At 58.9% G+C, this 22,761-nt stretch carries 22 protein-coding genes; 9 read left to right on the forward strand and 13 right to left on the reverse strand.

The genetic code is table 11. The annotated features are described in order from the left end of the window. Positions 1 to 105 precede the first annotated feature (105 nt). On the reverse strand, positions 106 to 1,296 hold the full coding sequence (locus tag VL130_RS00120) for an NAD(P)/FAD-dependent oxidoreductase (RefSeq protein WP_325359794.1): 1,191 nt from the start codon (positions 1,294 to 1,296) through the stop codon (positions 106 to 108). A 92-nt stretch (positions 1,297 to 1,388) separates the two neighbouring features. Here VL130_RS00120 and VL130_RS00125 point away from each other — a divergent pair, with 92 nt between their 5' ends. Continuing rightward, a complete protein-coding gene (locus VL130_RS00125; protein ID WP_325359796.1) occupies positions 1,389 to 1,694 on the forward strand; it encodes an SCP2 sterol-binding domain-containing protein in 306 nt (101 codons plus the stop codon). A 33-nt stretch (positions 1,695 to 1,727) separates the two neighbouring features. Here VL130_RS00125 and VL130_RS00130 read toward each other — a convergent pair whose 3' ends face one another. Together VL130_RS00130 and VL130_RS00135 are read right to left on the reverse strand one after the other, a co-directional pair. After that, positions 1,728 to 2,417 carry an MBL fold metallo-hydrolase gene (locus tag VL130_RS00130; protein ID WP_325359798.1) on the reverse strand — a complete coding sequence of 230 codons (690 nt, stop codon included), beginning with the start codon at positions 2,415 to 2,417 and terminating at the stop codon, positions 1,728 to 1,730. Positions 2,418 to 2,487: 70 nt separating this feature from the next. Further along, positions 2,488 to 4,131 (reverse strand): amino acid permease, encoded by a 1,644-nt coding sequence (locus VL130_RS00135; protein ID WP_325359799.1) that lies wholly within the window; start codon positions 4,129 to 4,131, stop codon positions 2,488 to 2,490. 250 nt (positions 4,132 to 4,381) lie between these two features. Between VL130_RS00135 and hrpB the strand changes: the two genes are divergently transcribed. Then, complete coding sequence (gene hrpB, locus VL130_RS00140; protein ID WP_325359801.1) at positions 4,382 to 6,859, forward strand: ATP-dependent helicase HrpB; 2,478 nt, start codon at positions 4,382 to 4,384, stop codon at positions 6,857 to 6,859. A 345-nt stretch (positions 6,860 to 7,204) separates the two neighbouring features. Here hrpB and VL130_RS00145 read toward each other — a convergent pair whose 3' ends face one another. The 5 genes from VL130_RS00145 to VL130_RS00165 form a co-directional block, all read right to left on the reverse strand. Next, positions 7,205 to 7,378 (reverse strand): hypothetical protein, encoded by a 174-nt coding sequence (locus VL130_RS00145; RefSeq protein ID WP_325359803.1) that lies wholly within the window; start codon positions 7,376 to 7,378, stop codon positions 7,205 to 7,207. A 106-nt stretch (positions 7,379 to 7,484) separates the two neighbouring features. Beyond that, positions 7,485 to 8,486, reverse strand: coding sequence for a bile acid:sodium symporter family protein (locus VL130_RS00150; protein ID WP_325359805.1), 1,002 nt, complete (start codon positions 8,484 to 8,486; stop codon positions 7,485 to 7,487). Positions 8,487 to 8,496: 10 nt separating this feature from the next. Continuing rightward, positions 8,497 to 9,288 (reverse strand): RNA methyltransferase, encoded by a 792-nt coding sequence (locus VL130_RS00155; RefSeq protein WP_325359807.1) that lies wholly within the window; start codon positions 9,286 to 9,288, stop codon positions 8,497 to 8,499. Continuing rightward, the gene (locus tag VL130_RS00160; protein WP_325359809.1) at positions 9,281 to 10,201 is read right to left on the reverse strand and encodes a class I SAM-dependent methyltransferase; all 921 of its coding nucleotides are present in this window, start codon (positions 10,199 to 10,201) and stop codon (positions 9,281 to 9,283) included. The genes VL130_RS00155 and VL130_RS00160 overlap by 8 nt, the downstream gene beginning before the upstream one ends. Next, positions 10,152 to 11,540 (reverse strand): glycosyltransferase, encoded by a 1,389-nt coding sequence (locus tag VL130_RS00165; protein ID WP_325359811.1) that lies wholly within the window; start codon positions 11,538 to 11,540, stop codon positions 10,152 to 10,154. Before VL130_RS00165 ends, VL130_RS00160 begins: the two co-directional genes overlap by 50 nt. Before the next feature lie 356 nt (positions 11,541 to 11,896). Between VL130_RS00165 and VL130_RS00170 the strand changes: the two genes are divergently transcribed. From VL130_RS00170 to VL130_RS00180, 3 genes are read left to right on the forward strand one after another with little or no spacing between them, the layout of a single operon-like run. Beyond that, entirely contained in the window at positions 11,897 to 12,712 is an 816-nt protein-coding gene (locus VL130_RS00170; protein WP_325359813.1) for an ABC transporter substrate-binding protein, read from the forward strand. After that, entirely contained in the window at positions 12,712 to 13,707 is a 996-nt protein-coding gene (locus VL130_RS00175) for an iron ABC transporter permease (RefSeq protein WP_325359814.1), read from the forward strand. Before VL130_RS00170 ends, VL130_RS00175 begins: the two co-directional genes overlap by 1 nt. 55 nt (positions 13,708 to 13,762) lie before the next feature. Further along, entirely contained in the window at positions 13,763 to 14,524 is a 762-nt protein-coding gene (locus VL130_RS00180) for an ABC transporter ATP-binding protein (protein ID WP_325359815.1), read from the forward strand. Here VL130_RS00180 and VL130_RS00185 read toward each other — a convergent pair. Continuing rightward, positions 14,517 to 16,970 carry a lytic transglycosylase domain-containing protein gene (locus VL130_RS00185; RefSeq protein WP_325359816.1) on the reverse strand — a complete coding sequence of 818 codons (2,454 nt, stop codon included), beginning with the start codon at positions 16,968 to 16,970 and terminating at the stop codon, positions 14,517 to 14,519. The two genes, VL130_RS00180 and VL130_RS00185, sit on opposite strands and share 8 nt — an antisense overlap. 176 nt (positions 16,971 to 17,146) lie before the next feature. Between VL130_RS00185 and dapA the strand changes: the two genes are divergently transcribed. Together dapA and smpB are read left to right on the forward strand one after the other, a co-directional pair. Continuing rightward, complete coding sequence (dapA, locus tag VL130_RS00190) at positions 17,147 to 18,055, forward strand: 4-hydroxy-tetrahydrodipicolinate synthase (RefSeq protein WP_325359817.1); 909 nt, start codon at positions 17,147 to 17,149, stop codon at positions 18,053 to 18,055. Beyond that, a complete protein-coding gene (gene smpB / locus VL130_RS00195; protein WP_325359819.1) occupies positions 18,055 to 18,525 on the forward strand; it encodes an SsrA-binding protein SmpB in 471 nt (156 codons plus the stop codon). The genes dapA and smpB overlap by 1 nt, the downstream gene beginning before the upstream one ends. Here smpB and VL130_RS00200 read toward each other — a convergent pair. The 3 genes from VL130_RS00200 to VL130_RS00210 form a co-directional block, all read right to left on the reverse strand. Then, entirely contained in the window at positions 18,522 to 19,301 is a 780-nt protein-coding gene (locus VL130_RS00200) for an SDR family oxidoreductase (protein WP_325359821.1), read from the reverse strand. The two genes, smpB and VL130_RS00200, sit on opposite strands and share 4 nt — an antisense overlap. Positions 19,302 to 19,304: 3 nt before the next feature. After that, complete coding sequence (locus tag VL130_RS00205) at positions 19,305 to 19,733, reverse strand: VOC family protein (RefSeq protein ID WP_325359823.1); 429 nt, start codon at positions 19,731 to 19,733, stop codon at positions 19,305 to 19,307. 70 nt (positions 19,734 to 19,803) lie between these two features. After that, positions 19,804 to 20,394 (reverse strand): NYN domain-containing protein, encoded by a 591-nt coding sequence (locus VL130_RS00210; RefSeq protein WP_325359825.1) that lies wholly within the window; start codon positions 20,392 to 20,394, stop codon positions 19,804 to 19,806. A gap of 33 nt (positions 20,395 to 20,427) precedes the next feature. Here VL130_RS00210 and folK point away from each other — a divergent pair, with 33 nt between their 5' ends. Further along, positions 20,428 to 20,949 (forward strand): 2-amino-4-hydroxy-6-hydroxymethyldihydropteridine diphosphokinase, encoded by a 522-nt coding sequence (gene folK / locus VL130_RS00215; RefSeq protein ID WP_325359826.1) that lies wholly within the window; start codon positions 20,428 to 20,430, stop codon positions 20,947 to 20,949. Positions 20,950 to 21,000: 51 nt separating this feature from the next. Here folK and VL130_RS00220 read toward each other — a convergent pair whose 3' ends face one another. Continuing rightward, positions 21,001 to 22,017, reverse strand: a complete 1,017-nt coding sequence (locus VL130_RS00220) for a DMT family transporter (protein ID WP_325359828.1) — start codon at positions 22,015 to 22,017, stop codon at positions 21,001 to 21,003. Positions 22,018 to 22,260: 243 nt separating this feature from the next. Between VL130_RS00220 and VL130_RS00225 the strand changes: the two genes are divergently transcribed. Further along, positions 22,261 to 22,704, forward strand: a complete 444-nt coding sequence (locus VL130_RS00225; protein WP_325359830.1) for a thermonuclease family protein — start codon at positions 22,261 to 22,263, stop codon at positions 22,702 to 22,704. Positions 22,705 to 22,761 lie beyond the last annotated feature (57 nt).

Consider the following 22,761-nt stretch of genomic DNA (forward strand, 5'->3'; position numbering starts at 1 on the left):
GGTACACATGCGCAGTGAATGTATGGACGCATACTCCGCTGAGGTACTGATTTTAGATAACATGGTTACTGATGCGTGGCTATCGCCATTTGGGCGCGGTGGCTTCTACACGACCTGTCCCGCCGCCCAGCCGGATGACCAGGCCCACTGGAAATTATACCCGCCCAGCCAGCCGGTGACATCGATACACTCACCGATGAAATAAAGTCCCGGACATTTCAGACTTTCCAGGGTCTGCGATGACAGGCCTTCGGTATCGATACCGCCGAGCGTGACCTCGGCCGTACGGTAGCCTTCGGTGCCATCGGGCATAAACGTCCAGCGATTGACGGCATCGGCGAGGGTTTGCAGGGTGGCGTTGGAAAGCTCGGCCATCCGTGTTTCTGGTGCGACAACGTGCCATTCGAGAATACGGTCGGACAGGCGACGCGGCAGCACTTCGGCCATTACCGTGCCGATGGTCTGCTTCGAGCGGTCCTTGCGCTTGGCCTGTAAATGATCGAGCAGATCAATATCGGGCCGCAGATTGATCTCGATGGTCTGGCCGGGTTTCCAATAGCTGGAGATTTGCAGGATTGACGGGCCGGAAAGGCCACGATGGGTGAAGAGGAAACCATCGCTAAAGCTGGTCTTGCCGCAGGTCACCTTGGCATTCAGCGACACACCCGACAGCCCTTCGATCGCGGCTAGTTTGTCGCCGCCGAGCGTAAACGGCACCAGGCCGGCGCGTGTCTCGGTAATCTCATGGCCGAACTGACGGGCGATGTCATAGGCTAGCCCGGTAGCGCCCATCTTGGGAATGGACAGGCCGCCGGTCGCCATCACCAGTTTTTCGCAGGCGATCAGGCCGTCTAAGGTCAGAATATCGAAACCGCTCACGGTCTTTTCGATCCGTTCGATGGTCACGCCGAGATAGAGTTCACCACTGGCCTCATGCAAGTCATCCAGCAGCATGTCGATGATGTCCCCGGCAGAGGTTTCACAAAAAAGCTGGCCTTCGGTTTTTTCGAAATAGGGGATGCCGCGTTTGACGACGCGATCGAGGAAATCCCAGGCCGTAAAACGCTTTAGCGCCGAAATGCAGAAATGCGGATTTTGCGACAGGAAGTTTTTCGGCGTGGCCTGGAGGTGGGTGAAGTTGCACTTTCCGCCACCGGAAATACGGATCTTTTCGGCCGGCTTTTTGGCATGATCAAGCACCGCCACGCGCCGTCCGCGCCTGGCGGCCTCTATAGCGCACATCAGGCCGGCGGCACCTGCACCGATAATTACCACGTCGAATTTTACTGCTGTCATTTTTTCTCTTAACTTGACCTAAGGTGCGGCTTGCCGGGATTGAGACTTAACCTTAAGGTCATCCCGGCTTACAGCAGACAAAGGAGTCGGCCATGTCCGATCTTGAAACCATTACACAAAAAATCAGCGCCGCCGTTGGAGAAAATTCCGGCCTCGGCAAAATCATCAAGGTCGACTTCGGTGACGCCGGCAAGATCCTGATCAATGGCGCTGCCGTGCCTAATACGGTCACCAATGATGACGGCGAGGCCGACACCACCATCCAGATCGCCATAGATGACCTGATGGCCATGGCCAAGGGTACGCTCGACCCGATGATGGCCTTCATGACGGGCAAGATGAAGATCCAGGGTGATATGAGCATCGCCCAAAAGCTTGCGCCGCTTTTGAAAGGTTAAAGGCAAGGGGACTATGTCCCCTTGCCTTATTCTTCAACCTGGCCCTTGAGTGTTCGGCCCCGCCTTACCGATGACGCGATCCGCCACGAACGGATTGCTCTGCCGCTCGATATTGAAGCTCGACATCGGACCGTGCCCCGGCACAAACTGTACATCGCCCAGCGGCCACAGCTTTTGCGTGATCGAATGGATCAGGTCGGCATGATTGCCGCGCGGAAAGTCCGTGCGGCCGATCGATCCCTTGAATAACACATCGCCGACCTGTGCGAATCCTGACGGCGCGTGATGGAAAATGACATGACCCGGCGTATGGCCGGGGCAGTGGATGACATCCCAGGTCGTTTCACCGAGTGTCACCGTATCTCCGTCATGCAGCCAGCGGTCAGTCGTGAAACTGCGCATATTGTCGATGCCGTAGCGCTGGCCCATGCTGGGTATGTTGTCTATCCAGAACTGATCATCCTCATGCGGCCCTTCGATGGGGGCACCGGTGCGCTCCTTCAGTTCGGCGGCACCACCGGCATGATCGGCATGACCATGGGTTATCCAGATCTTCTCGACCGTCAGGCCGCGTCGCTTGATTTCCTCAAGGATCGGATCGAGATCGCCACCCGGATCGATGATCGCCGCCTTGTTTGTCTTCGTGCACCAGATCACGGTGCAGTTCTGCTGCAACGGCGTGACGGGCGCTACGAACAGGCGGATCGGTGGTTCTTCGGACATAGTGACTCGCAAAAGAAAAGGCTCAGACCGATGTACGATCTGAGCCTTGTCCATTCAAGCTGTCGCCAGCTTATTTCTTGATGTCGTCGACGCCATGTCCCAAAGCCTCGACAGGGCCTTCAAGTTCATCGTCTTCCGAGATATCGATGCCCTTGGCGAGCTTCGAGTGCCAGAAGCCGTAACCCGCATAGATCACCACACCCACCAAAGCGTAGCAAACCAGAATGGTCAGCGGCAGGGTGTTGCCGCGATTGTAGTGATCGATCATCGGCGCGAAGTTCTGCCAGGCCAGGAACAGACAGGCCAGGATGCCGAGCACGGCGGTCACGATGCCGCCGGGCACCTTGAACGGACGTTCCATTTCGGGGTGCTTGACGCGCAGGTAGATGACCGAGAGACACACGATCGAGAAGGCGACCGCGGTGCCCAGGCTGACGAGATCGCCAAGCAGGGAGATCGGCAGGAAGGAGGCTGCTATGGCGATCATGATGCCAAGCAGGATAGTGCCAAGCCAGGGCGTGCGGAATTTGCGGTGAATCTTGGCGAAGACGGCAGGCAACAGACCGTCACGCGCCATAGTGTAGAAGATGCGGGTCTGGCCAAAACAGAGCACAAGCATGACCGAACTGAGACCGGCCACAGCGCCGACCTTGATCAGGAGGCTGATCGCGTTCATCTGGCCGCTGGCAACGTAAGGCCAGGGGAAGTTGGCCCATGTCAGGGCCATGTGGTCTATGGCGACCGCGATTGGTGCAGGGCTGGCCAGCTCGAGATAAGGGACCACGCCGGTCATGACGGCGGCGACGGCCATATAGATGATGGTACAGATGACCAGGGCGCCGAGGATGCCGATGGGCACATCGCGCTTGGGGTTCTTGGCTTCGGCGGCGGCGGTGGAGACGGCTTCGAAACCGACATAGGCGAAGAAGATGATGGCCGCGCCGCGGAAGATGCCGCCCACGCCGAATTCACCGGGATTGCCGGTCGCTTTCGGAATGAAGGGGTGCCAGTTGGCCGGATTGATATAGGAAATACCGACAGCGATGAAGGTGAGGAGGACGATGATTTTCAGAACGACGATGGCGTTGTTGACATTGGCCGATTCGCTGACGCCCAGAACCAGAAGGCAGGTAACGAGACCGATACCGACGGCCGCGATCAGGTTGAAGGTGCCGGTCATGGACATGGTCGTGTGACCAGCGTCATTGGTGACGGCCTGAACCAGCGGCGTGGCCCACTGAACGGCGGGGTGGGCTGCGTCTCCTCCAATAATGGAAGGGAAGTGCACACCGAAATCACCTAGCAGACTGACCACATAACCGGACCAGCCGACCGCCACGGTGGAGGCCGCGATACCGTATTCCAGCACCAGGAGCCAGCCCATGACCCAGGCGGCGCTTTCGCCGAGCGTACCGTAAGCGTAGGTATAGGCTGAGCCGGATACGGGCATGGTGGAGGCCAGTTCAGCGTAACACAGGCCTGCCAGCGCACAGGCGATGCCTGCGACAATAAAGGACAGCATGATCGCCGGACCGGCATTGGCGGACGCCACCTGACCGGTCAAAACGAAAATGCCGGCGCCAATAATAGCGCCGACCCCAAGACTCATCAGATTAATCGGACCCAGCGTTCGCTTGAGCGGGCTTTTCGCCGCTTCTGTCTGAATCTTCAGAATCGATTTTTTAAGCACAAGCTGGCTTAGGAAATTGGCCATATGACCCCTCGCAAATTTTATAATTATGGCGCTTAAGCCTTATGCACAAAGCGCAAACTGGCCCTGTGAGCGAGCCCCTGATCATGACGCTATCGTCATATTGTCGCTTTGGCAACGGCTTATTAAGCAAGCCATTGGGCCGGACACCGGCAATGCGCTCAATTCGAGAATTTATGGCCCGCACGCAATGGTTACGTCGCGAAAGCTTGAGTACCCTTGAGTTCCGGGGCCTTTCTGATACCAAGACGCGATGTTACCCGTAACGGAAATCTATACGCCGCTGAAAGACTGGCTGGCGGACAACACCACGGCGCTGATTATCGCCCCGCCGGGCGCCGGTAAAACGACCGGCGTGCCGCTGGCTCTGCTGGATGCACCGTGGCTGACCGGTCAGCGTATAATCCTGCTCGAACCGCGCCGCCTGGCCGCCCGCGCCGCCGCCGCCCGTATGGCCGAAACCCTTGGGGAACCCGTTGGTCAGACGGTCGGCTTTCGCGTGCGCGGCGAAAGCAAGGTCAGTGGCAAGACGCGTATCGAGGTCGTCACCGAAGGTATCTTTTCGCGTAAAATCCTTGATGATCCCTCGTTGGAAGGCGTAGGCGCAGTCATCTTTGATGAATTCCATGAACGCAGCCTTGATGCCGATCTTGGCCTGGCCTTCGCGCGTGATGCACAAAACGTGTTACGCGACGATCTGCGCCTGCTGATCATGTCGGCGACGCTCGATGGCGACCGCGTTCTGGCTCTGCTGGAAGATGCCGGGCGCTTTGAAGCCCTGGGGCGTACTTTCCCGATCGAGACCCATTACCTGGGCCGCAATCAATCATTGCTGATGGAGCAGGATATCGCCCGTCATGTGGCGCGGCTGTCGGCTAAGCTTCAGCCTGAAAAGGCAGAAACCCTGTTGGTCTTCCTGCCAGGACAGGGCGAGATTCATCGCGTTGGTCGCTTCCTCGATGAGATCGGCATGGCGTCACATATCGAAGTCCACAAGCTTTTCGGGGCTATGGACTTCAAAGATCAGGCGCGGACATTGGCGCGTAATGCACCGGGGCACCCGAAGATTGTTCTGGCGACGGCCATCGCTGAAACGTCTTTGACGCTTGATCGCGTATCAATGGTTGTCGATTGCGGCCTGTCGCGCCTTGGCCGCTTCGATCCGGCGCGGGGTACCATGCGTATGGTGACCGAACGTGTCTCCAAAGCGTCGGCGGATCAAAGACGCGGCCGGGCAGGGCGAACGCAGGCGGGGGATGCCTACCGCCTGTGGGACGCCGAACAAGACCGCTCGCTGATTCCCTTCGCCAAGCCGGAAATTCTCGAAACCGACCTGTCACAGTTGGCGCTTTCCTTGAGGCTATGGGGCGCGAAATCGACCGAGGGCCTGGCCCTGCTGGATCATCCGCCGAAAGCGGCGATGGACGAAGCGATCCGGCTGTTGCAGGCCTTGGGCGCGCTGGATGGCAAGGGGGAGTCTGGGGGCGACCTGACAGCGCATGGAAAGGCTATCGCGCAATTGCCGATGGCGCCCCGGCTGGCGCATATGCTGATCCGGGCGGCGGAGCATGGTGCGGCGGAATTGGGCGCCAATCTGGCGGTGTTATTGTCGGAAAATGGGCTGGGCGGCAAATCGACCGATCTCGATACGCGGCTCGAAGCGCTTTCACGCGACCGGTCTCCGAAGATTGCGCAGGCCCGGACCTTGGCGCAGGGGTGGGCCAGGCAGGCGCAGGCCTTGACGAAATCGCAATCGAAACAAAGTGATGGAGGGAAATTTTCACACCATTTGTTAGCCGAATGTTTCCCGGAACGCATTGCGAAAGCCCGAGGCAAACCGGGTGAATTTATTATGGCCAATGGGCGCGGCGTCTATGTCGATGAACACGATTCGCTGGCCCGGCAACCGTATCTGGCTGTTGGCGATCTTGGTGGTGGTTCGAACCGTGATCGTATCCTGTTGGCCGCGCCGATGGCCGACGCCGACATACTCAGCCTGTTCGCTGATCGCCTTGAACGCGACACGGTTCTGGAGCGCCATAATGGCCGTTTCCGTGCTTTTGAGCAGACTCGCCTGGGAAACGTCGTGTTGTCCAGCAAGCCGCTGGAAAAGATACCGCCCGAATTACTGCTTCATGCGGAAGCTGAGGAAATTCAAGCCAAGGGCTTGAAAGCGCTAAATCTTTCGGAAGGTGTGCAAGGCTTGCGCGCGCGCGTGGCCTTCCTGCGCGGACAGGATGCCTCATGGCCGGATATGAGCGATGACATCCTGCTGGCCACGCTGGAAGCCTGGCTCGGACCTTATGCGGCGGGTAAATCACTGCTATCGCTTGGCGGTGGCATTATCTCGCAGGCCCTGCATAATCTGCTCGATTATGACCAGCAGCGCGCACTCGATAAACTGGCGCCGGAAACCCTGAAAATGCCGACCGGCTCAAATATTCGCATTGATTATGAAGCCGAAGGCGGCCCGCGCGTCGAGGTGCGTGTGCAGGAACTTTACGGTACGACGGTTCATCCCGTCATCGGCTCTAACAGGACACCTGTCACCCTGGCCCTGACCTCGCCGGCGCATCGCCCGATTCAGATTACCAGGGATCTGCCGGCTTTCTGGGCAGGATCGTGGGGCGAAGTGCGCAGCGAGATGAAGGGGCGCTATCCCCGCCATGTCTGGCCGGAAAATCCACGGGAAGCCGATCCAACGACCCGCGCCAAACCCAGAGGCACATAGGGCCGGTCTGGGGGGCAGTCCGGCTTTAGATGGTGATACAGCCGGCGAAGGCGAAACCAATGAATGGCAGGACGATCAGCTTCAGAATCAGCTTTTTCATAACGGGTACTCCTTGAACCAAGCCTCACGTAGGATGCGGACAGGGTATTGTAAATGACTAAGGCGCCGTTTTTAGCGGCGCCTTACGGCAGGGGTTTCATTTCCGGCTATTTCTTTAGCGCATGTGAGAAGAACTGAAGTGGTCGGCGCCGCTGCGATCGATGATGATACAGCCCGACAGGCTGGAGGCCAGGACGGCGACGCAGAAGAGCTTAATGGCGAGAGATTTCATGGAATTTCCTCAGATTAAAAAGATGCGCCGTCAGGCAGGGTAGCGGCGGGTTTTTCGTTAGCGCCAACCGGAGCGCTGGCCGGTGGGGACGGGTCGTAACCGTGATCGGGCGCGACATACATGATGCAACCGGTCAGGGTGGCGGCCAGAATAGCGGCGCAGGTCAGTTTCAGTGGGGTGAGTTTCATGGCGAGGTCTCTTTGGGAGACACCAAATGCGCCCCCGTTACATTGAACTTAGCTGGGCCTCTATGAACGGTAAATGAACCGGTTCCACCTTAATTCTATTTAATAATCAGGTGCTAATGGCGTTTTCCTGCGACTGTGTCTCTTTTGCCCAGCGGCTTGCCAGCGGTGTACAGATCAGTAATTGTAGCGGATGATAGATCATGATCGGCAGCAGGATCAAGCCAAGCCCGGATGCGTGACCGGCGAAGATCAGCGATGCCATGGGCACGCCGGTGGCCAAGCTCTTCTTGGTGCCACAGAAGACGACAGCGGCACGGAAAGAGGGTGCGATGCCGGAGCGGTCGCAAATCGCCCATAACAGTAACAGCACGAAAAAGAACAGGACGAGCGTAGCCACGATCACCAAGACCATAACAGCGGGCTTGGTCGCGCCCCATATGTTGAGCGCGAAGGAATCGCAAAATGAGGTGTAGACCAGCAACAATATAGTGCCGCGATCAGCTATCTGCGCCAGTTTTTTATAGCGATGCAGCCAGCCGCCCATCAGGGGACGCAAGAGTTGCCCAATGACCATTGGTAACACCATCCATTTGAAAAGGTCGATTAAAACGCTAGTCACATCAAGATGATGTCCGGATGTCTTCAATAGAAGGCTCATCCAGAGGGGCGTCACGATAATGCCGATCAGGCTGGAAAACGTGGCATTGAAGACGGCCACCGGCACATTGCCGCGCGCTGCCGAGGTCATGGCGACGGAGGAGGAAACGGTCGAGGGCAGGGCGCAAAGATAAAAGAAGCCCAGTTGCAGATCGGGGCTGATAAAGCGACCGGCTACGGCCAGAAAAGCCAGCCCGAGCACAGGGAAAAGCAAGAAGGTCGAAGTCTGGATAATCAGGTGCATCCGCCAGCGCATAATGCCGTCCTTCAGGGCATTGAAGGACAGCATGGCGCCATTGAGGAAAAAGATCAGGGCAATGCCGAGCTTGGTCAGCAGTTCGGGATGCAGGATGCCGCCATGGGCGCCGGGCGCCGGAAGTAGGGCAGCCAGGATGATAGCCAGGACCATGCCGGCGAGAAAGCCATCAATCCTGACCTTGCCAACCTTCACAGATATGGCCTCACAGCCCGGCCGCGGCGTAGATCATAATGCCGGTGGCGACAGACAGGTTGAGGCTATCGGCGCGGCCTTTCATCGGAATCTTGACGTTGGTGTCGCAGATGGCGGCGATTTCGGGCGTCAGGCCCGATTGTTCCGTGCCCATGACGATCAGGGTGGGGCGGGCATAGGGCGCTGTACGGTGATTGTGCGTGGCGGTCAAAAGTGTGCCGACCACCGAACCTGTCCAGCGCTTGCGATCGGCGAGGAAGTCTTCGCGCGTGCATTTGACGACCGGCAGGGCGAAGATCGACCCCATTGTGGCGCGCACCGTCTCGACCGAGAACGGATCGACGCAATCGCCAATCAGGATGACGCCGCCAATGCCAGCCGCATCAGCCGTGCGAATGATGGTGCCGAGATTGCCGGGGTCGCGGATCTGCTCCAGGGCCACCCAGACATCGTTGCTTTTCGGATCGATGTCACCGAGTGTGCGGACCATCTGCCCGAAGACGGCGATAACCATTTGCGGGTTATCCTTGCGTGAAATTTTCTCAAGAATTTCGCGGGTTACCTCAAGAACCTCACCGCCGGCGTCAAGCGTCGCCTGGACGGCGCGCGCCTGCAACGGATGGTGATCGGCATCCTTACCGTAGACGAGAATCTGCGGTGCGAAACCCTGATCTAACGCATCGATAATGATCTTCAGGCCCTCGGCGAGAAACTGGCCCGTGACCTCGCGTTCCTTGCGCATATGCAGGGCGCGGATATCCTTGATCGTCTGGTTGGTCAGCGAGGTAATTTGCTTAATCACGCATCCACCTCGCAAAGAAGCTCAGGCCGATTTCACGCGGCGCGATGTCGGCGGGTTTTACCCCCTTTGGTGGTTTCACGTCCTCAACCAGCGTCAGTTCACCGTAATCGACACGACCGCCTCTTGCGGTTCCAACGGCTTCCGCGACCAGATGCGCCAGGGCCGGGCCGGAAACGCGTGCGGCATAGGCGTTGAGCAGCAGGAAGGACGCTTCGTCACTGAGAAGTTGCGCGCACAGATGGACCATTTCGGGCAAATCCTCGAACAGCCGCCAGACCTCACCGGTCGGGCCGCGTCCATATTTTGGCGGGTCGAGAATGATGCCTTCGTATTTCGAGCCGCGCTTGACCTCGCGCTGGACGTATTTCTTGGCATCCTCACAAATCCAGCGGATCGGGGCTTCGCTCAGGCCGGACAAGGCGGCGTTTTCCCGTGCCCAGCCGATGGCCTTCTTCGAGGCATCGACGTGAGTGACGCGCGCACCGGCTTCGGCGGCTACCAGACTGGCGACGCCGGTATAGCCGAACAGGTTCAGCACACGCGGGTTATCACGCTTGGCGATGGCCTCCTTTTGCCAGGCCCAGTTAGCGGCCTGTTCGGGGAAGAAGGCCAGGTGTCGGAAATTGGTGAAGCGACCGTAAAACTTGGCCTTCTCCCAAGCCAGCGTCCATTGCTCGGCGGGCTTGCGCGAAAAGCGCCAGTTGCCTTCGTCGTCTTCGCCCTGCGGGTCGAAAATGGCGTCGGCCTTATCCCAAAGCTGCGGGTATTTCGGCGTCCACCAACATTGCGGTTCCGGGCGGATAACGAGGTAGTCGCCATAGCGCTCCAGCTTCCGGCCATCGCCGGAATCGACGAGGGCGTAATCAGCCCAGGCTTTGGTGCGCAAGGTGGTTGGGTTGTCGGTAATGATCATGTTCAAGGCCATAAGCGTAAGGCCCGTCTTCGTAAAGAGGCTGGACCGCAAAAGTTACCGGCGTATGTTCGGTCTTGTCCCAATGGAAGGGTTTTGCGATTAATTGCCACACGGCGAATCCCGCCGCCACCGATTGCAGGCACCAATAGGCTGGCGCGCCGAGCACATCTCCCCATTTTAGCCTCAAGCCTGCCCGTCGCGCCGCCAGCGCGATTGTAATCATGCCGCTGAGTGTGCCCAGAAAGAACAACGCGAGGTCATGAATCGACACGATATGAAGCGGATGCGCGGCGTCGCCGATGGTTTGCAATCCTGTCAGCAAAAGGGACGTGATCACCAAAAGGCTGAACGGCGCATAACAGACGGCCGCCGCGACACTTAAGGCCACACCAAGAAACAATCCCAGCCAGGCACGCGGTTGAAAAGGCGTATTGAGGCGGGTATGGACCAAAAACGTCTGCATATAGCCCTTGATCCAGCGTGTCCGCTGCGGAATCCAAGCCTGGCTAAGGGATGGTGGCGTTTCAAGGGTCGGTGATGTGATCATGCCGGTTTTATAGCCGAGTTGCGCCAGTCGCAGACCGAGATCGGCATCTTCGGTAACGTTGAAGGCGTCCCAACCGCCGATCGCGCGCAGGATATCGGATTTGAAATGATTGCTGGTGCCGCCCAATGGGAAAGGGAGATGCAAGGCATGGAGCGCCGGCAGCAGAACATCGAACTGCACGGCATATTCGGCGGCGAACTGTCGGGCGATGAAGCTGCTTCCGCCGATGGGCCGCAGAGGCGCCTGTAAGCAGGCCAGCGTGGTGTCGCCCTTCGCAAAGACTTTGGCGGCTTCCCGCAATTGAGCGGGGTGTGGCTGATCTTCGGCGTCGTAGATAACGATCAGGTCGCCCCTGGCCTGTTCCAGGGCATGGTTCAGGGCGCGTGGCTTGGTGCGGGGGAAGCCTTGCGGCACGGCGATGACGCGCATGAATGCGGGCAGGGGGTGTCTTTGGAAAGCCGTCAGGGTCTCTGTGTCATCGGCTTCCAGGGCGAACAGGATTTCAAGGCGATCGCGCGGATAATCCAGCGCCCGCATGGCCCTGAGTAGCTGCGGAACGATGCTGGCTTCTTTATATAGCGCGATAATAACGCTGTAGGACGGCAGGTTCTCGTTGACCGCCTCCGTCATGGGATCGAGCGGAGCTTCCTTTGCGGGCCTTATGATGCAGGCCGCCAGCCGCAGCAGCGCATTGCTCATGAAACTGGCCCAGCACAGCCAGTAGAGACCTTTAAGCAGACCTGAGGCTGACCACAGGCATAGCCCGCCGAAGGCAAGCGCAATGATCGCCAATAGGGTTACTTGTTGCCATGAAGGCTCCGAACGCGCGGAAAAACAAGCTTTGAGGGGCGTTATGGCAGCATGGATACGCCAGGGTGGTGACGATCGCGGGAAAACCTGCTTTAAAGTCGCGTGCGAAGACACAGAATCGGGATGTGTTTGCAGCCACTTATCGGTAAATGTCCGCAGCAGCGCATCGCTTTTACGATATGGTTTCATTTTGAAACGCCCCCCGACAACCATAAGGCGCAGTTTTTTGGCTCCGGATAAACCAATTGGCGGTAGTTAGTTTGCGAGAAAGTCTCCCTCATAAGTTGAGGTTGTGGGTTTTATGTGGGGTAATGGCTTGCCTGTGCGTTGGCGCCGCCGTGGCCTGGGCTGTCCGGTTGCCGCCCCGGGTTGTATCTGCGGCAGGCACGCAACCGCTCAAGGTGATCTCTCTTGACGGTTGCGCCGATCAATATGTGCTGGGGTTGGTGCCGCGTGATCAGATACTGGCCCTGTCTGACCGGGCGCGTCTGCCGGATTCCTACTTCCGGGAACGCGCCGCCACGGTGCGCCGTATCCAGCCCCGACTGGAAACCATTCTGGCGCTCAATCCTGATGTGGTTGTCCGGACCTGGGGCGGCGATCTCAACCTGATCAAGGCACTGGAAAAACATCATATCCGTATCGTCAATATCAACGATATAACCAATTATGATCAGGCCAAGCCGGAACTTTTCCGTGTCGCCAAAGAGTTGGGGCAGGAGGCCGGCGCCGGTATCGAGGCGCGTCGCTTCGATAGGGCCATGACCGCGATTCGGCCGGCGGGAGCAGGACGGACCGTGCTCTATTACACGCCCGGTGGGTACAGCGCCGGGCCGGACACCATGATCGGCGACATGCTGCAAAGACTGGGTTTCAAACTGGAGACTCAGAATAAGGGGTTCTTCTATCTGTCGCCGGAGGTGCTTTTGAGCATGAAGCCTGATATATTCGCCCTGGCTTTTTATGACGATCATTACGCCATGCGCCGGGTGCCGGGGCGTAATCCCTTGGTGCGCGCGCGGATCGCGGCCGCGCCCAATTTTACCCTGCCGGGACAAACGGTCAGTTGCAGCGGCTGGTTTACCGCTTACGACCTGAGTGAATTATCGCAATCGCCGCTGACCGGCAGCGGCGGCCTGAAAGCGGTGCCGTGATGTCTGTATCGCTTCGCATGTTTTCAATTGTTCTCGGTTTAGCGATTGCGATTTTGCTCGTCGTCCTGATGGTGTTTGGCGATGTGACCTTGAGCGGCGATATGTGGTTCGATGCGTTGTTTCGCTGGAAGTCTCTCCCCGCGGAAATCATCTGGGGCATCCGCTTGCCGCGCAATCTGGCCGCGGTCGGCGTCGGAGCCATGCTCGGCATGAGCGGCGCGCTGATGCAGGGGCTGCTGCGCAATCCGCTGGCCGAGCCGGGCCTGCTCGGTGTATCCGCCGGCTCCGGTCTGGGGGCGGCGCTGGCCATCGTTTTCGGACTGGGCCTGATGCCTTTCGCGGTAGAGGGGGCGGCGCTGGCGGGGGCGGTGCTGGTCGCCATTATCCTGTTGATTTTCGTCCAGCGCTTCCCGCAACGTCAATCATTGATTTTATTGGGCGTCGGCCTGTCGAGTCTGTGCGGTGCGCTAATGGCGCTGGTCTTCAACCTGTCGCCGTCGCCGGTCACGACATCGGAAATGTTGAACTGGATGATGGGGTCGGTGCAGAACCGCAGTTGGTTCGATGTGCTGATGTGCCTTATCGGCCTGGTGGTTGTGAGCGGGCTTTCGCTGCGGCTTGGCAAGGGGCTGCGGTTTCTGACCCTGGGCGAGGAGACGGCGCGTTCAATGGGGGTTGATATGACGCGCCTGACTCAGGTGATCGTCATCGGTTCGTCGTTATTGGCGGGCTTGTCGGTATCGGTGGCCGGAGTGATCGGTTTTGTCGGGCTGGCGGCGCCGCACTTCGTTCGCGCATTCGGCATCAAGGACCCGTACCGGCTGATCTGGCCATCGACCCTGACGGGAGGCCTGATGGTGCTGATATCCGACGGCATCATTCGCCTGCTGCCGCCGACCGCCGATGTCCATCTGGGTGTTCTGACCTCGCTCGTTGGCGCGCCGCTTTTCGCTATACTGGCCTACAAGAGCGCCAAAAGCTGGATGCAGGACTGATTTACTTGACGCGCTTTTTAATCCTAAAAGTGCGGACACTTTTTGGAAAGCGCTTATGTCAAACCTCAACATCCAGAACGTTAGCGTCAAACTCGGCCGCGAAACCGTGGTCCGCGAGGTTTCGGCCGAACTGACGCCCGGCAAGCTCTATATACTGGTCGGGCCGAACGGCGCCGGCAAGACCACCCTGCTCAAGGCTATGGCTAGTCTGACTCCCATTCAATCCGGCATGATCAGCTACAAAGGGCTGGATCTGACGGTGCAAAGACCGGCCAACCGCGCCGAACATATCGCCTATCTGCCGCAGGAGCGCAGCATCGCCTGGGATCTGAGTTGTGTCGATGTGGCGGCGCTGGGCGTGCAAAACCTGACGCCGGAGCTGGCCCGGCAAAAAGCCTTCGCCGAACTTCAGGCGCTGGGCTTGCAGGAGGTCGCCGATAGTGGCGTTTTCGGGCTTTCCGGCGGTCAGCGCGCACGGGTGCTGCTGGCGCGGGTGCTGGTCAGTCCGGCGGATGTTTTGCTGCTCGATGAACCGCTCATCGCCCTCGATCCGGCATGGCAAAGGCAGGTGCTGATCCGACTCAAACAGCGCGCCGAAGCCGGCCAGACGGTTATCCTTAGCCTGCATGACCTGCATCTGGCGGCGCAGTTCGCGGATACGGTCATGCTGATGCACCGCGGGCAACTGGTGAAGATGGATACGCCGGAAAAGATATTTGTACCCAGCCTATTAGCTGACGTATTTAATCTGAAAGGAGAGCTGGTCCCTGGCGACGGGCAGCGGACTCTCCGGCTGGAGAGCCTGCCGCTCATTTAGTCTGGTCGCGCTTTTTCTTCGTCGGCTTTTTCTTTTTCACCGGCTCGGCCTTTTTCTTTTTGACGGCTTTTGCTGCTGTCTTTTTCTTGACCGGTCCCGCTTTTACAACCGGGGTGACGACGGGTCTCATGCTGGCAGGCGGATTGGGCACCGGTGCCATGGTGGCCGGTGCGGGGGCAATGGGCGTACCTGTCAGTTGTGCTGCCGCGGCGGCATTGGTGGCGACGCCCTTGTTATAATCGGCATAGCTGATCGGCGCATCCGGAGACACAACATCGCCGAATTCAGGGCCAGTGAATGGACCAATGGTGCCAGGGAAGCCGCGTTGCACATCAGCCATCGCCGTCAGAGGCGCTGTGCCGCCATTCAGACGAGCGCGATAAATCCGCAGGTTTTCCGTTACACGCATCATGTAATTGCGGGTTTCGGTGAACGGGTGGCACTCAATGAAGGACAGCGGATCAGCCGCCGCGCCGCGCGGGTCGCCGCAATCGCTGATCCAGGTCTGCATCCGGCTGGGGCCGGCATTATAGCCCGCCGCCGCCATGACATAGGAACCGTCAAACTTGTCGACCAGTTCGCCCAGGTGATACTTGCCGAGCGTCATGTTGTAGTCCGGCTCGTAGAGCTGGGCATCGCCACTGTAACCGATGCCCAGACGATTGGCGACGGCCCTTCCGGTGGAGGGAATAAGCTGCATCATGCCGCGCGCATTAGCGCTCGATCGCACGCCGGGGTCGAAGCTTGATTCCTGCCGGGTAATGGCCAGCACGAAGGCCGCTTCTGGACCCTGAACAGTGGGCACCGAACGCAGGGGATAGGCGCGTTCAGGCAGGTAGAAGCCGCGCTGCATCGAAACGCGCGCCACCTTCATAGCCATCAGTTGCGAATCGTATTGCCCGACGAGATCGACCAGCAGGGCCTCTTCCTCGGCGTTCGGCATAACATCATCGAGGTGGAGCACAAGCGCGCGGAACAGGTCCAGTTCACCGATCTGGCCCAGCAGGCGCGCCGCCTTGATCATGTCGCGGCCTTCGAATCGGGCGCGATCGGCCTGGGTCGGCACCGGATCCTTGCCGAGGGTAATGGTCTTGATCCCGGCCTTTTCCGCCGCCATCTGACCGTAGAAGGCGTAGATATATTGGCCGCCCTTTTCATAATAACGTTGGGCCAGGGTCGCGTCGGCATCATTGCCGCCCTGCGCCGGATTGTTGCGCTTCTCATAGGCGCGGCCCAGCCAGTAATAGGCGCGGCCCAGGGTGATCGGCGAGGTGCCGGCGGTGGACAGGGCCTGAAAATGGCGGATGGCGGCTTCGTTGTCGTTAAGCCTGACCAGCGCCATCCAGCCGGCGAAGAACTCGGCCTCGGCCATGCTTTCGCCCGGCTGGAAGCCCCCGTTGTTCATAGCGTCATAGGCGGCGCGGTAGTTGCGGGCTTTCAGCGCCGCCTTGAAGTAGCCGAGGCGTAATGAATAAAGCTGACTGGCGGCATCCGGGCTGGCGGAGGCTTGCGGCAGGTCCGGCAGTAACTGGAAGCCGAGCGCTTCCAGCCCCTTGCCATTGAGGTACTTGGCGCGCGCGAAGGCCAGGGCCGGGTTATGCGGATCGCCGGCCAGGGCCGCCTGATAGAGGCTGTCGGAACTGGCCGAACCGGTGCGCATGGCGATGACGGCATTAGCGACATCGGCATCATGCTGGCCGACATAGGCGGTCATGTCGCGGATCGCCTGGGAATTGGCGGTCTGGAAGTTGATTTCCAGGCAGAGCAGACGCGCCCTGTGGTCATCCGGGGTGAGGTAGCTGCCAAAAGCCTGGTAGAAACTGGCCTGCGCCATCGAATCGAATACCTGGGTCCGCCACCAGCTTTTCGCCAGGGCGCGGGCCTCATCGGTGCGCGCCAGATTGCCATAGGCGGTGATCAGGGCTGAGGCGCCTTCGGTGGTCTGCGGCGGCGCGCCCTTGAACCAGTCGACAATCTGCTGTGCCGTCATGCCCGACAGGCCGATCAGCTTTTCGGCGGCGATCTGGCGCTTGGCTTCGCGCGGCCAGCCCCATAAATCGCGGCGGGCGGCGTCGAGCGCAGCAAAACCGTAGATGTTGCCGTCGTTATTGATGATGGTCCAGGTGACGATCTTGCGCGCCACCGGGTTGGTCAGGCCGCCGGCCAGCGAATCGGCGCCGGCGAAATTACGCGATTTGACGGCCGAAAGCGCCTGTTGAAGCAGGGCTGTGTCGTTGCTTGAAAAACCGGAAGGCACATAGGGTCGGGCGGTATCTTCCGGCATCCGGGTGGTGGCCTGCGGAATACCATTCACCTCCGGCGCCGGATCATCCTGCGCGGCTACCGGTTGGAGCGCGACAAGGCTGAGGGTGCTCACGCCCATGATCAGGAATGCCTTGCGGGAAAAGGCGAATGGGAATTTTTTTGGTCGGGTGGTCGAGGTCATAAGAATCCTGTCATCGGGCCAAAAGGGATACGGCCGAACTATAGGCGATAGTTTCTTTTTAGAAAGCCATTGCAGCGAAAGCTTTGTGTATCTATGGCTATTTTTATATATTCCCAAGCCACAGATGGCCGAAAAACCACAACTTTCCGTGTTTGCGGTGAGACGAGAGTAGACGAATGACCGATACATCTGCCCAGCCCCTGTTTCATGGTGTGATTACCGCCCTGGTGACGCCGTTCCGTAATGGCAAAGTCGATTATGCGGCGTTCGAAAAGCTGATAGACCTGCAAATCGCCGCGGGCGTGCATGGCGTCGTGCCGGTGGGGACGACCGGCGAGACCTCAACGCTTTCGATGGAAGAGCACCGCAAGGTGGTGGAAACCTGCGTACGCAAGGTAGCCGGCCGGATCAAGGTGATCGCCGGCGCTGGTTCGAACAACACGGCCGAAACCCTGGAACTGGCGCACCACGCCAAGGCTATCGGTGCCGATGCTGTGCTGGTGGTTGCGCCCTATTACAACAAGCCGTCACAAGAAGGTTTGTATCAGCATTTTAAAGCCTTGAACGACGCGGTTCAGATTCCGGTTCTGCTCTATAATGTGCCCGGCCGCACCGTGGTGGATATGAGTAACGAGACCATCGCGCGTCTGGCGAAGCTGCCGAACATCGTCGGCATCAAGGACGCAACGGGTGATGTCGAGCGCATCAGCCAGCAACGCCTGCTGATCGAGAAGGGCTTTTCCTATATCTCCGGCGATGATCCGACCTTACTCGGTTATCTCGCGCACGGCGGTCATGGCGTTATTTCGGTGACCTCCAATGTTGCCCCGGCGCAGGTGGTGGCCATGTATGAAGCCGTCGCGCAAGGCGCTTTCGATACCGCCCGCCAGTGGCAGGACAGGCTGATTACCCTGCACAAGGTGCTGTTCGCTGATTCGTCGCCGTCGCCGACCAAGTATGCCATGAGCCGCCTCGGCATCTGCACCGAAGAGGTTCGCCTGCCGATTACGTCGTGCTCGCAGGCCGTGCGGCCGCTGGTCGATCAGGCGATGGCGCTTGCGGGGCTTGAAACGGAACCGGCATAATGGATGTCATCAGCACCTATAAGGTGATTGCCGATAACCGCCGGGCGAAGTTCGACTATTTCCTCGAACAGAATACCGAAGCGGGGATCGCCCTGACCGGCACAGAGGTCAAGGCCCTGCGCCAGGGGCGGGCCAATATCGCCGAATCCTATGTCAGCATCGAAAACGGCAACGAACTGTGCCTGATCAATGCCGATATCCCGATCTATGGCCATGCTAACCGCTTCAACCACGAACCGCGCCGGCCGCGCAAACTGCTGCTTCACCGCAAGGAAATCGGCCGCTTCATGGTGGCGATCCAGCGTGAAGGCATGACCATCATACCGACGAAGCTGTTCTTCAACGACAAGGGACTGGTGAAGCTGGAAATCGCCCTCGCCAAGGGCAAGAAGCTTCACGACAAGCGCGAAGCCAGCGCCGATCGTGACTGGGCGAGGGATAAGGCCCGCCTGATGCGGGATAAGGGTTAAAGGACTCCCGGAAAGGCGCCGCCGTCGATTAATAAGCTCTGGCCGGTGATAAATCCGGCTTGCGCCGAACACAGAAACGCGCAGGCCGCGCCGAATTCGGACGGTTCGCCGAAGCGCTTCGCCGGAATGGTCGCTTCACTTTGCGCGCGGACGGTAGTGATATCGACGCCCTGTTGTGCGGCCTTGCGAGTCAGGCTGCTGGTTTGCCGATCCGTGTCAAACGACCCCGGCAACAGGAAGTTTATGGTGACATTGGCATGGGCCACCGAGCGCGCCACGCCAGCCAGGAAGCCGGTCAGGCCGAGACGCGCACCGCTGGAAAGGTCGAGTCCGCTAAGCGGCATCTTGACTGACCCCGATGTGATATTGACGATGCGCCCAAAGCGCCGTTCGATCATGCCGTCGATGACACGCTGCACCAGTTCGATGGGCGTCACCATATTGCTTGTCACGCCTTCCAGCATCGCCTTGCGGTCAACCTCTCGGAAATCGCGGAAGGGCGGTCCGCCATTGTTATTGACCAGGATATCGACCTGCGGGATGGCGCGGATCAGTGCGTCCTGCGTTTCCATCAGGCCGACATCGCCGGCGACCGGGATGATCGTTGCGCCGGTTTCCGCGCGTATGTCCGCGGCGGTCGTTTCCAGCTTGCCGGCGTCGCGGCCATTGATGACCACCGTGCAACCGGCGCGCGCCAGTTCCACGGCGCAAGCCTTGCCCAGTCCGGCGCTCGATGCGCACACAATGGCGTAACGCCCCTTTAGTCCCAGATCCATGTCTTATACCTTGTGTTCGGAAATCGACAGCAGGTTGCCGTCGGGGTCTTTGAACCACGCCAGCTTGTCGCCACTTGGGGCTGTCCACACGCCATGCGCGGTTTGCGCGGCGCCCAGCCAGTCGTAAAGCTCGAATTTTACCTCAAGCGCGGTCAGGGCGAAAACCTTGTCATCGATATTATTTACCTGAAAGCCGAACACCGTATAGGGCGCCACGAACAGTTTTTCCGGCTTGGTAAGGCGGATCAGCGTCGAACCTGAGCGCAGGACCAGCGTGAAATCATCCCGGCTGAAAACCGTCAGGCCAAGGATGCCTTCGTAAAAGGCGCGCGCCTGCTCGAAATCGCTGACGGCGAGAAAGCCCATCGGCGTGGCGTCACGCAAGGGCTGCGAACCGGTCGGGGCGGATTTGGTCAGGTTAAGGCCGAGCATGAAGGCGACTCCGCAAATGATACCGCATCACGATGGCCGCATTCCGGATAAAAAATCAAACCGGAAGGTATCAGACGGTTTCGTCGTAATCTTCCTCGGTGCCAGGGAATTTCGGCGGATTGTTGTGCGTGGAACGCGGGCGGCCGACAACCGTCTTCAGGTCGTCAAGATCAACAAAGGTATCGGCCTGGCGGCGCAGTTCATCGGAGGTCATCGGCGGAGAGGATTTGACGGTCGAGACCACGGTGACGCGGGCGCCCTTGCGCTGCACGGATTCAAGCAGCCGGCGGAAGTCACCGTCACCGGAGAACAGCACCAGATGGTTGGCATGTTCGGCCATCTCCATCATGTCGCAGGCGATCTCGATATCCATATCGCCGCGCCAGCGCTTGCGGCCCTGGCTGTCGGTATATTCTCTGGCCGACTTGGTGATCAGGGCGAAGCCATTGTAATCGAGCCAGTCCACCAGCGGGCGGATCGGCGAGTAATCATCGCCCTCGACCAGAGCGGTGTAATAGTAAGCGCGGATCAGAATACCGCGTTTGCGGAATTCATCGAGCAGCTTGCGATAGTCGATGTCGAAATTCAGCGCCTTGGCGGCTGAATAGAGGTTGGCACCGTCAATAAAAAGCGCGATACGGTCGGTCGGATAAAAGCTCATGGCTAAACGCTATCCTGAAAATGTGCAGTTAAAATGGCAGGCGAGAATAACAATATGTCCGTTTTTATTGCTTACGGTTCCAACCTGTTGCCGGGTCCGGTGACTGCATCGCAAGCTTTCGACGAGGTTGTCAAGGCATTGCGCGGTCGGGGATTGCTTGTAAACAAAATTTCACGTCTGTGGGCGTCGAAAGCGTGGCCCAATCCGTATGATCCGCCCTATGTCAATGCTGTCTTGCAAATTGCAACTAAATTGCAGCCGTTTGAATTAATGTCGCTTTTACACGATATGGAACGTGAAGCGGGGCGGGTGCGTGATGGCCGGCTCAACGCGCCGCGCGTGCTTGATCTGGATTTGATCGCTTACGGCGATGTGGTTCTGCGTGGCGAAAAAGGCCTGATCCTGCCGCATCCGCGCGCCGCCGACCGGGCCTTTGTCATGGGGCCATTGGCCGAGATCGCCCCCGATTGGGTTCATCCGATTTTGCAGCGGACGGCGACGGAGCTTTTCGCAAACGCCACAATTGGCACAGATGCCTATCCTCTCTCTGCTTAAGGAGTAGCGCGCACCATCTGGCGCGGCGGGCAGTCGCCCTTGCCGGGCATATTATGCCACGGAAGATGCTGCCGCTTCCTGACGAGTCGCTCTCTGATCGATCCAGATATAGAGTCCGACGCCGGCAAGCACCAACAAGGTGCCGGCGATATCAGCCAGGGTGATGTGTTCTTTGAGGATCAGCCCGCTCAGGATAAGCGTGAAAATCGGATTGATGAAGCTGATGATAGCGTTGGCCTGTGAGGATATCCGGCTGAGGGCGAAATTGGTCAGGTAACTCGGCAATACCGTCGCGCCGACAGCCAGACCGATTACCAAAGTGAGCAGGGGCGGCGTCATATGGATATCGCTGATCTTATGCACGATCAGGAAGTGGATGCCGGTTGCCAGCGCCGCGCCGCTCATCGCCCATGAGGTGAATAATGACGGCCCCATGCGCTTGATCAGCGGCTTGGCCAGCAAAAGATACAGCGCGAAGGCGACCGAAGAGACCGTACACCACAGCACGCCGACGGCGACCGCAGACCCTTGCGCGCGCAGATCGGTGATGAAGACCAGTCCCAGGCCGAAATAGCTGATGGCGAAGGCCCAGATGGCTTTCAGCCGCATCGGTTGCTTGAAGAAAAAAGCGCCGAACAGGATGACGAAGAGCGGGTAGGTGAAGAGGATCAGCCGCTCGAACTGCGGCGACAGGGTGGTCAGGCTTTCGAAGTCGGTATAGCTGGCCACCCAATAGCCGAGCGCGCCGACGGCCAGGGCGCGCAGGTAAAGGCCGGGCTGGCGGTCGATCGGCGGCAGGTTATGGGTGCCCTTCATCTTGCCGCGCAGGAAGGTGATCAGGCCGAAAATGACAAAAAACGGTGTGGCGACGGACAGGCGCAGCGCCATCAGGGCGGAGGCGTCGACATCGTAATTATAGGCCAGCTTGATCCAGATGCCCTTGCTGGCGAAAAGAAATGCGCCCAGCATGGCCAGGATGTAACCGCCCCAGGTCAGAACCCACGGCATGTTCAGGAAAGTTTTGTTTTGCGGCTGGTCGGACATCTGGAGGCCTTTGTGAGGCGCCATTTTGTCTCTGTGCGCCCCGTGAAACGGGTGGGGGCGCGATCGTTTCGATCTTACGCCTGCGGTTTCTTGCGCGAAATAAGACGCACCGACTTGCATGCCCAGATAAGCTTGGACATGATGTCGAGGTGCGTAAGCGCGAACGTGTTGGCGAAATGGGTGATCATGGGCGGGCAATTAGAGCCTTTGAGGCGGACAGGCAACCGGAAAGACGTATTCACACGCTCACATTGGGTTACCGTCTGTATGGCGCTCTGTGTTGTGGCGTTGCCGGCGCTGGCGAAACCACAGGTCATTTCGGGTGTGGCGTATGTTATCGACGGCGATACGCTGGTGATCCGCAAGCGACATATCCGCCTGTTCGGCGTTGACGCCTTCGAGCGCGACCAGACCTGCGGCCGTTTTCGTTGTGGTATCGAAGCGCGAAAAGCCTTGCGTGACCTGATAAACGGCCGAACCCTGACATGTGAAAAGCAGGCGATCGACACCTACGGCCGGATGGTTGCGATTTGCAAGATATCTGCCGGGCTGGATATCGGCGGTGAAATGGTCCGGCGCGGTCTGGCGGTCGCCTATCGTAGTTTCTCCATGCGGTATCTGGATGAAGAGGCTTACGCCAAATCGCACCGGCTTGGCGCCTGGGCATACGGTTTCAAAAGCCCGCTGCAATACCGCCGCGACACTCGCTAAGTAGGCGGTGGCATGTTGATAAAGCTGCGTTATTACAAATACTTGCCGAATTTGCCT

The sequence above is a fragment of the Asticcacaulis sp. genome (genome assembly GCF_035497195.1).
In the GTDB taxonomy this organism is placed as follows: domain Bacteria; phylum Pseudomonadota; class Alphaproteobacteria; order Caulobacterales; family Caulobacteraceae; genus Asticcacaulis.